We start from the raw sequence: 7492 nt of genomic DNA, 5'->3' as shown, positions 1-7492 counted from the left end.
TTGGCGGTGATGCGCAGGCGGCCCAGGTTGGAGTCCAGGATCAGGTTCGCGGCGTCCGGGAACACGCTGGGGTCCAGGCCGGCGCTGCAATGGCTGCGCACGCGCGTCTCATCGCTGTAGCCGGGCCAGTCGGCGCGCGCCTCGCCCTCGTTGGCGGTGATCAGGTAGCGCTTGCCATTGACGCTGAACTGCGCAATCGCATCCGGCTGGTACATGCCCTTGACCGGGTAGTTGGCAATCTTGATCGCCGGCGTGCCGCTGTTGGTGTTGTTGCCGCCATCCTCGTCGCTGGCATCCAGGCCCATGCCGGTCAGGCTGTGGTCCTTGAAGCCCAGGGCCTTGATGGCGGTGACCTTGGCCGCGGCGATGTCGACGATGGCGATGGCGTTGTTCTCCTGCAGCGTCACGTAGGCCGTCTTGCCGTCGTCGCTGATGGCGATGTATTCGGGCTCCATATCCTGCGCGGCGTTGGCGCCGGGGCCGAAGATGCGCACGCCCTGGGCGCGCAGCGCGGCTTCCTGGCCGATGAAGGCCTTGAAGTCGGCCGTTACCGCCGTTGGGTTGTTGCCGCCGTTGACGGTGATGATGCTGATCGAGCCTTCCGGATCGACCGAGTCGGCCTGGCCATAGCTGTTGGGCTCGCCCTCATTGGCTACCAGCACCATCTTCCCGTCGGGCGTGAAGGTCAGCATGTCGGGCTGGGCGCCGACCTTGACGCTGCCCAGCAGGCGCAGGTCGGCGGCGTTGTAGAAGGCCACCGTGCCGGGGCTGGTCTTGGGCTGGGCCTCGATGGCCACCGCCACCAGGCCGTCATGCACCGCCACGCTGTTGACTGCCCCGCCCAATGCTGAGACGTTGATCGTGCTGATGCGCTTGGGCTGGGCCGGGTCGGACAGGTCCACCACGTCCAGCGTGCCGTTGGCGCCGTTGACGATGAACAGGCGCTTGCTGCTGGCGTCGTAGGCTGTGATCTCGGCCGCGCCCGCAGCGCCGCCGTCGAAGCCGCCGATCTTGGCCAGGCTGAGGCTGACCGGCGTCGCTTCTTCAATCTCGTCGTCGCCGCCGCCACAGGCGCTCAGCAGGGCTGCGCTGCCGAGCAGGGCGGCGCTGAGCAGGTGCAGCGGGCGGGGGAGCATCGGGCGGCGTGTCGATTGGGTAGGCATGGCGAGGTCGCGGTACGGCAGAGTTGAAGCAACCCGCGATGGTCAACGCCCGCCGTGACGGCGCTGTGACAAGACCTGCCAGCGGCCCTGCCGGCTGCTGTGCTCAGCCCTGGCTGCGCAACAGGGCGATGGCGTCCTCGATGCGCTCGACCGCATGCACGGTCAGTCCTTCGATGGCCTTCTTCGGCACATTGGCCTTGGGCACCACCGCCACGCTGAAGCCCAGCTTGGCGGCTTCCTTCAGCCGCTCCTGCCCGCGCGGCGCGGGCCGCACCTCGCCCGCCAGACCCACCTCGCCGAAGGCGATGAAGCCCTTGGGCAGTGCCTTGCCGCGCAGCGAGCTCTGGATCGCCAGCATCACTGCCAGGTCAGCCGCCGGCTCGCTGATGCGCACGCCGCCCACAGCGTTGACGAATACATCCTGATCATTGGTCTGCACGCCGGCATGGCGGTGCAGCACCGCCAGCAGCATGGCCAGGCGGTCGCGCTCCAGGCCCACCGACAGGCGCCGCGGGCTCGGCCCGCCGGCATCCACCAGCGCCTGCAGCTCCACCAGCAGCGGCCGCGTGCCTTCCAGCGTCACCAGCACGCAAGAGCCCGGCACCGGATCGCCGTGGGTGGAGAGAAAGATCGCGCTCGGGTTGGCCACGCCTTTCAAGCCCTTGTCGGTCATCGCGAACACGCCGATCTCGTTGACCGCGCCGAAGCGGTTCTTGATCGCTCGCACCAGCCGAAAGCTGCTGTGGGTGTCGCCCTCGAAATACAGCACCGTGTCGACGATGTGCTCCAGCACGCGCGGGCCGGCAATCGCGCCTTCCTTGGTCACATGGCCCACCAGAACCATCGCGCAGCCGGTGGCCTTGGCGGTTCGGGTCAGCTGCGCCGCGCATTCACGCACCTGCGCCACCGAGCCGGGCGCGGAGCTGAGCTGTTCGGAGTAGACGGTCTGGATCGAATCGATCACGCAGAAGGCCGGTGCCTCCGCTTCAATGGTGGCGAGGATCTTCTCCAGGCTGATCTCGGCCAGCACCCTCACCTGGCTGCCTGTCAGTCCCAGCCGGCGTGCCCGCATCGCCACCTGCGCACCGCTTTCCTCGCCGGTGACATACAAGACCTTCAGCCCTTGCGACAGCGCATCCACCGCCTGCAGCAGCAGCGTCGATTTGCCGATGCCCGGGTCACCGCCGATCAGCACCACGCCACCGGCGACGATGCCGCCACCGAGCACGCGGTCCAGCTCTTCCAACCCGGTGGGTGTGCGCTCGAAATCGCTCGCCTCGATCTCGCTGAGCGTCGCCACCGGCTGGCTCTTGGCCAGCGCCTGGTAGCGGTTCTTGCCCGCGCCGCCGCTCTCGGCCGGGCCTTCGATCAGCGTGTTCCAGGCGCCGCAGGCCGGGCATTTGCCCAGCCACTTGGCGCTGGTGCCGCCGCATTCGCTGCAGGTGAAGAGTGTTTTTTCCTTGGCCATGGGGGCGAATTGTGAGGCCGCGCGAACACCGGCAGCTGAGCCGGCCAGCGCTCAGCGATGCAGATGCGCCACTCCAAGGTGGGATGGCCCGACGAAGGCGATTTGAGCTAACGTCAATCCAGCATTCCCTCACTCAATCCCCTGATTCTTCTCTTGCGTATGCGTCTGCGTTCTTGGCTGGCAGTGAGCTCCGTGCTGATCCTTGTCCTGTTCGGGGCCATGCTGCTTTCTTACTTCCGCCCGGGCGTGGAGCTACGGTTCAGGGCGCCGGGCGACGCTGCAAAACCGGTCATGGCGCCCTCCGTGCTGCGGGCACCTTCGCCCGAGGCTCAGCAGGCGAGCAAGCCGCTCGAATCCAGTGCCCCGCTGGTCGATGCGGCCCCTGCTAGGGACTCGGAATTCGTGGCGGGAGAGGCCTTCACGATCGGCTCCGAGGGCTATGGGCCTCATATTGAGCGCGCTTGGCGGGACGGGGGTGCGCGCCAGGCGGCGGAGGCGGCAGAAATGCTGAGCACCTGCGGGAACAGTGCGAACACCCTGAAGGCAGCCTATAGCCTCCCGGATAGCTCCGGAAAGAGCGGCTTCGTCGAGCTCATGGAGGCCGAAGCGCGCCGCTGCCAGACGGTCACTGCAGCCATGCAACAACTGGAACAGCCGCTGTGGGCGCGTGCAGCTCAGGGGCGGCAGGCTGCGGCGGCTGCACGCAATTGGACCTGTTTGGTTCATCCGAAGAACCCTTGCAGCCTTGGCGATCCTGTCGCACCGGAAGTCAAATCTCAGGCCGTGACTCTGATGCAGCAAGCCTTGGATTTCGGCGACCGGAAAGCCTTGGAAACAGCAGCCTCTCACTCAGGCAAGGCCTTGTTCGCTGATCCGGTTCTATGGCGCGCTCACCAATTGGCTGTTGCAGAACTCGACCGTCGTGAAGGACGCAAGCCGACTCAGTCGATCGAATTTGAGTATGGCGGCATGCGTATGCGCACTGCGACGGCGCACGAGTTTCTCCTGCACAAGAACCTGGGGTTTTCTGCGGACGATGAAGCCAGGGCGGCTGCCTTGTCCAAAGCCATTGTTGACCGGTTTCCGCCTGCCAAGCGGCCGTGAGCTGCGGCACGTTCAAGCGGGGCTTCGGTTGATACGGGCTCTGGAAGACGATTCAGCAAAGTGCTACCTGGGCTGTGGGCGCCCAGGGGTAACCCTTCCTTCCTCAGCGGGGTGGTTGCGCGCAAGTCAGTTGGATAAGCTGACTGAGCCGTTGCGCGCCTGCGCTGCCAGCGACGTGCCGACGGGAATTTGCGACCTCATGAGAATGAAGAATACCTTTCGCGGTGCGACCTACCTGGGCCTGGCCTTGCTGCTCGCGGCGACAGTGATCGCCAAAGTGGCGGTTGAGCTTCTCAGCGCTGACGAGATTCGAGCGCCGACCGCTTCTGGTGCGGAGCGCGTCGTGTTGGCAGGCGTTGTGCCAGCGGGGGGCTCCTCGCCTATGCCGCTGAAGGCGCCGAGCACGGTTGAGACCCACTCGGTGCAAGGCAAGTCGCCCGCGGCACGCCCTGTCTCAGCTGCGGAACAGGCGGAACTCACCGCATGGCTTTCTTCGCTGACCAGTCTGGGGAAGGATGGCATCGGAGCTGAAGGCGTTGGGCCTCACATCGAACGTGCGTGGAGCGAAGGCGGAGGCAAAGAGGCCCTGCAGGCTGCGACGATGGTGCGGGCCTGTGGCCACATCGAGAGCTCGGTTGATTCCCTCTATCGGGAGTCTGATTCTTCACAGCCGCACTGGCGGGGGTACTTGGAGTCAAAGCTGGCTGACAGTCGGCGCTGCCAAACCTTGACTGATGAGCTGCGTCGGCTTGAAACCCAGTTGTGGGAGCGCGCGGCCAGGGACCGGCAGTCAGGGGCAGCGTCCTCACTGTGGTACTGCGTCCAGTCGGACGAGAGCAAGTGCGGCAAGCAGGAGCCGCCCACGCCGCAGCAGCGAGCGCAAGCCAAAGAATTGCTGCTGCAGGCGCTGGAATTCGGTGACCGGCATGCCTTGAACATGGTGGCATCGCACGCTGGCAAGAGCTTGTTCGTCGACGCGGTGCAGTGGCGCGCCCACCAGATCGCCGTTGCTGAGCTGGACCGTCGCGCCGGACGTGTGCCTGACCCACAGCTGCAGGGCGTGAATGATGGCGTGAGTTGGCGACTGCCCACGGCCAAGGAGTACCTCCTGCGCCTCAATCCAGGATTCTCGGAGGCGGATGAAAGCAAGGCCTCCGCCTTGGCCAAGGGAATCGTTGACCGGTTCCTGCCTGCCAAGCGGCCTTGAGCTGAAGCCTGGTCCGGCAGATTCTTCGCTCAAGAGGCTTCTTGATAGCGAAGGAGCAACGCGCCGAGGAACGGGGTGGCGTCACGGGACAGCTGCCACCCAGGGGCAACCCTTCCTTCCTCAGCGGGGTGGTTGCGCGGAGCTCGAATGGATAAGCTGACGGTGAAGTTGCGCGCCTGGGACTGTCACCTTGAATGACTAGGCTCAGCTTCGGATCTTTCCTGCTCAGAAATGTTGAACAAGGAATCCTTCAGGCTTTTCAGATGAACATGAACCAGCGCTTGGAGGAAACACTCCGTCGCCTGCGGGAGGCGCGAGAGCGTCAGAGGGCAGAGTGCGAGCAGGAGGCCGCGGTCTGTCGGGGAGTTGTCGATGGGCAGAACAGCGGTGCAGTCTCGAACTGTGCCCAGGTGAGTATCACAGTCGGGGTACCCTCCGCTTCGACTACGTTTACGCTCCCCGCGCCAGCCCCTATTGAGTCAATGTGTGTTTCTGGCGCAACGGCGGTGAAGAATTCCGGCTTGAACCAATGCGCCTCAGCTTACGGAAGCTGCTTGGCCCGAATCCGGCCGTGATGCCCATGCAAGCCGTTCGAAAAGTGGCGCAAGGGGCGGGGTTGTTCCTCGCGCTCATCGGCATGCTCTGGCTCTTCGACGGGCTCAAGGTCGAGGTATCGGGTCTCGGGGTGGCGGGTCAGGCACCAGCGGCGCCCTTGGATCGCGGCTTGCCTAACGTCGATGCTGCAGCGGGGCGGGATTCGCCTGAAGCTGAGAAGGCCGGGCCAGTCGCTGCGGGCGGTTCGTCTGCCCGGCCATTGCCGCCGAGCAACGATGAATTGGAATCCACGCGGGGCGAAGTCGTCACGATCGGCTCCGAGGGCTATGGGCCGCATATTGAACGCGCTTGGCGGGAGGGGGGCGCCAAGGAAGCTGCGAAGGCTGCTGAAATGCTGCGGACTTGCCAGTCAAGTGGCGATGCAGTGAAGCATTCCTACGCGCTGGAGACCAGCAAGACCAGTGGCGTTAGTGCCCAGGACAAGGTCGCATGGATTGAGTTCATGGAAAAAACAGCGCGTCGCTGCCAGACGGTCACCGAAGAGCTTCGGATGCTGGAGCAGGCGCTGTGGGTGCGCGCAGCGCAGGGCAAGCAGCCCTCTGCCGCTGCTTGGAATTGGCGGTGCTTGAGCAATCCCTTGTTTCGGTGCGGAATGTCCGGCCCGGCTACCGCGGAGAGGCTGGAGCAATCGAAAGGCTTGGTGCAGATCGCCATCGCCGATGGCGATATCGAAGCACTCAGGCTGGCAGACTTCGCGTCGCAACAGCCGCTGTTTGATGATCCTGTTCAGTGGCGGGCTCATCAGATCGCCATTGCTGAACTGGACCGCCGTGCAGGACGTGCGCCCAGCCCGCCGCTGCAGGGCGAACATGAAGGCGTGCGCTGGCGCACGCTGACGGCGCACGAACGGCTGCTGCAGAAGCACCCGGGGTTTTCTGCGGACGATGAAGCCAAGGCAGCCGCCTTGTCCAAGGCCATTGTTGACCGCTTCCCGCCTGCCAAGCGGCCTTGAGCTCGTGAAGCGTTCGATGCAGACCGCTGCCGCTGCCCTGCTGCTCATCGCAGCGGGGGTCCTTGCCTGGCGCAGCACGCTTGAACACCCGATGCCGCCAGGGCTGGCCGCGCGCTCGTCCGGTCTGCCACCAGCAGCGGCGGCTGCCAGCCAGGCAGCCGGGCATGAAGTCGACACCTCAGCACGGGCCTCCGTGGCGCGCGAGGCGAGCCCGGCACCGCCGGACCCGGCTGCAAGCCCGGCTCAGGCGGTGCGAAGCGGGCCGCTGGAAACATGGCCCATGGGTCGCCGGATGGTGGGCACCGAGGGTTTCGGGCCTCACCTTCGCGAGGTCTGGGAGCAGGGGGATCCAAGCGAGGCCAAGTACGCTGCAATCACCCTCCACATGTGCCGCGGTTTCGAGGCCAGTGCCGGCCGCCTCCATCAGCAGGCGCCTGTTGGGTCGGATGTTCTCGCCGGCTTCCTGCAGCGCTGCCAGAGTCTGACGGTGCAAGACCGGGCCTTGGAGGGCGCGCTGCTGGAGCGTGCCGCGCGCGCCCAGGCTCCCGGCGGCGCCGCTGGATTCTACGACTGCGTCCATGTGATTGAGGTGTGCGCCATGACGGTGCGGTCGCCCAACAAGGAAAAGCTGGCGGATGAGCTGCTGATGGCCGCGGTGGGTTTGGGGGATCGACAAGCGCTGGATGCGGTTGCGCTGTTTGCCGGTGAGCGGCTCTACGCCGATGCGGTGCAGTGGCGCGCCCACCAAATCGCTGTGGCAGAACTGGACCGCCGCGCAGGGCGTGTGTCAGCGCCGCCGTTTGGATGGGACAGCGAAGGCGTGCGCTGGCGCACGCTGACGGCGCACGAGCAGCTGCTGCACAAGCATCCGGGGTTTTCTGCGGAGGATGAGGCCAAGGCGGCCGCCTTGTCCAAGGCCATTGCGGAGCGCTTCCAGGCCGCCCGGCGGCCCTGATGAGGCCGCGCCAGCTGTAGCGGCCGGC

General features: G+C 65.7%; 6 protein-coding genes. 4 read left to right on the top strand and 2 right to left on the bottom strand.

Annotated elements, in window-relative coordinates:
- A partial coding sequence (locus ACIQ67_RS02175; RefSeq protein ID WP_397532709.1) for a choice-of-anchor I family protein occupies positions 1 to 1136 on the bottom strand: 1136 nt, incomplete at its 3' end.
- 130 nt (positions 1137 to 1266) lie between these two features.
- Entirely contained in the window at positions 1267 to 2631 is a 1365-nt protein-coding gene (radA, locus tag ACIQ67_RS02170) for a DNA repair protein RadA (protein WP_397532708.1), read from the bottom strand.
- A gap of 192 nt (positions 2632 to 2823) precedes the next feature.
- Here radA and ACIQ67_RS02165 point away from each other — a divergent pair, with 192 nt between their 5' ends.
- The 4 genes from ACIQ67_RS02165 (at position 2824) to ACIQ67_RS02150 (ending at position 7464) form a co-directional block, all read left to right on the top strand.
- The gene (locus tag ACIQ67_RS02165) at positions 2824 to 3735 is read left to right on the top strand and encodes a hypothetical protein (RefSeq protein ID WP_397532707.1); all 912 of its coding nucleotides are present in this window, start codon (positions 2824 to 2826) and stop codon (positions 3733 to 3735) included.
- A 130-nt stretch (positions 3736 to 3865) separates the two neighbouring features.
- A complete protein-coding gene (locus tag ACIQ67_RS02160) occupies positions 3866 to 4942 on the top strand; it encodes a hypothetical protein (RefSeq protein WP_397532706.1) in 1077 nt (358 codons plus the stop codon).
- A 580-nt stretch (positions 4943 to 5522) separates the two neighbouring features.
- Entirely contained in the window at positions 5523 to 6509 is a 987-nt protein-coding gene (locus tag ACIQ67_RS02155; protein WP_397532705.1) for a hypothetical protein, read from the top strand.
- A 16-nt stretch (positions 6510 to 6525) separates the two neighbouring features.
- On the top strand, positions 6526 to 7464 hold the full coding sequence (locus tag ACIQ67_RS02150; RefSeq protein WP_397532704.1) for a hypothetical protein: 939 nt from the start codon (positions 6526 to 6528) through the stop codon (positions 7462 to 7464).
- Positions 7465 to 7492 lie beyond the last annotated feature (28 nt).

Source organism: Roseateles sp. (genome assembly GCF_044373315.1).
Taxonomy (GTDB): domain Bacteria; phylum Pseudomonadota; class Gammaproteobacteria; order Burkholderiales; family Burkholderiaceae_C; genus JACDQM01.
The sequence above is the reverse complement of the archived record's forward strand: the minus strand, read 5'-3'. Positions and strand labels throughout refer to the sequence as shown.